Source organism: Gracilibacillus thailandensis (genome assembly GCF_010994055.1).
Classification (GTDB): Bacteria; Bacillota; Bacilli; order Bacillales; family Amphibacillaceae; genus Gracilibacillus; species Gracilibacillus lacisalsi.
Map to the genome: position 1 here is coordinate 1 of NZ_WJID01000141.1, position 1785 is coordinate 1785.

The 1785-nt window shown below is 36.6% G+C and carries 1 protein-coding gene; it reads right to left on the reverse strand.

Features of this window, described 5'->3' with window-relative positions; translation table 11 throughout:
• Positions 1-75 precede the first annotated feature (75 nt).
• Entirely contained in the window at positions 76-1599 is a 1524-nt protein-coding gene (locus GH715_RS21195; RefSeq protein ID WP_018932105.1) for an AbgT family transporter, read from the reverse strand.
• Between the last annotated feature and the right edge of the window lie 186 nt (positions 1600-1785).

Here is a 1785-nt window from a genome sequence, read left to right on the forward strand (position 1 = left end):
ACAGGCAGAGCCTGTGGTTTTAAAAGACGTAATAAAAAAGGATAAAAACCCGTGATAAGGTTTTTATCCTTTTTCTTAATTATTATAATGGACCGGGGATCCTGGTCCTAGGTCTATTCCTAATAGTATCCACGCGATTAACATTAACGTCCAAATGACAAAGAAAAAGATGGAATACGGGAACATGGTTGAAATGAGGGTACCCATTCCCATTTTCTTATCATATTTTTGTGCATAAGCGATAATTAAAGCAAAGTATGTCATTAATGGCGAAATAATATTTGTTGACGAGTCCGCAATACGATATGCCATCTGTGTCAATTCCGGAGAATAGCCGAACTGCATCATAATTGGAACAAATATAGGTGCCATCATTGCCCATTTTGCTGTCGCACTTCCAATAAAAATATTGATAATACCAGCAATAATGATGAAAACAATCAATAATGGAATACCAGTTAAACTAATACTGTCTAAAAATTCTGCACCATACACACCAATTAACATACCTAAGTTAGATTCATCGAAAAATGCCACAAACTGACCAGCTGCAAAGGACAGAACAATGAACAGTCCCATTGTTCCCATTGAATCTGATAGGTGGTTAGCAACATCTTTATCATTTTTAACATTCTTCGTTACAATCCCGTATACAACACCTGGTATAAAAAACAGAATAAAAATAATCGGCACCAATGAACTCATAAATGGTGAAATGATAATAGCTCCATCTTCACCGCGTAATGGCGCATTTTCAGGAACAATTAAAAAGGATACGGCGATTAAGCTAATTAATAATGATAATGCAGCATATGCTAAACCTTTTTTCTCAACCTTTGTTAAGTCAGTTGCTTCTTCTTTATAGGAACCTGTATAAGCACCTAGCCTTGGCTCTACTAGCTTTTCAGTTACAAATGTACCTACTAATGTTAGCAGAAATACTGATACAATTGTAAAGTAATAATTCATTAAAATATTCATGGTTTCAGCATAAGCCTCATCTGTTGTTGCCGCTATCGTCATTTCACCTAGTAATGGCTCCAATGCAGTTGGGACAAGGTTGGCACTGAAACCTGCTGACACACCAGCAAAGGCAGCAGCAAGACCTGCTAGTGGATGACGACCTAACGCAGCAAAAAGTACTGCACCTAGCGGAGGCAAGACAACATATCCTGCATCTGTCGCCATGCTAGACATAATCCCCGCAAACACTAAACCTGCTGTAATTAATGGCTTCGGTAATGCTAAAACAAATGCACGCAACCCAGCACTAATTAATCCAGTACGTTCTGCTAAACCAATCCCAAGCATCGTGACAAGAACAACCCCAAGTGGAGCAAAGTTAATGAAATTATCTACCATACTTGTAAAGATATAAGTGATTCCTTCTGTATTCAATAGATTTTTAACCGTTATTTGCTCATCTGGATTACCCGGATGTTCTACAGAAACACCTAAACTTGACACAACTGCTGATGCTATCAACACGATAAATGCTAAAATGACAAAAAGTGTCACAGGGTGTGGTAATTTATTTCCTATATATTCGATTCGATTAAGGCTTCGTTGGAATAAGCCTACTCTTTTCTTTTCTCCCATTATCCATCCACCTCCATAGTTAAACAATAATAATTTTCAGAAAATTGAAGCTATTTTCCAAAAAGACAAACTACATTATAAGGGGAATTGGTGCACTTTCAAAGAGGATTAAAAAAAGTTCTAATTTTAATAATTTTCAAAATAATCTTGGTTCTTTGTCAAATGTGGTGGTGTAGTTTTATCTAC

What these genes read in the sequence shown, in the direction of transcription:
- GH715_RS21195 (WP_018932105.1), bottom strand. Translation starts at nt 1,599, where the DNA reads ATGGGAGAAAAGAAAAGAGTAGGCTTATTCCAACGAAGCCTTAATCGA.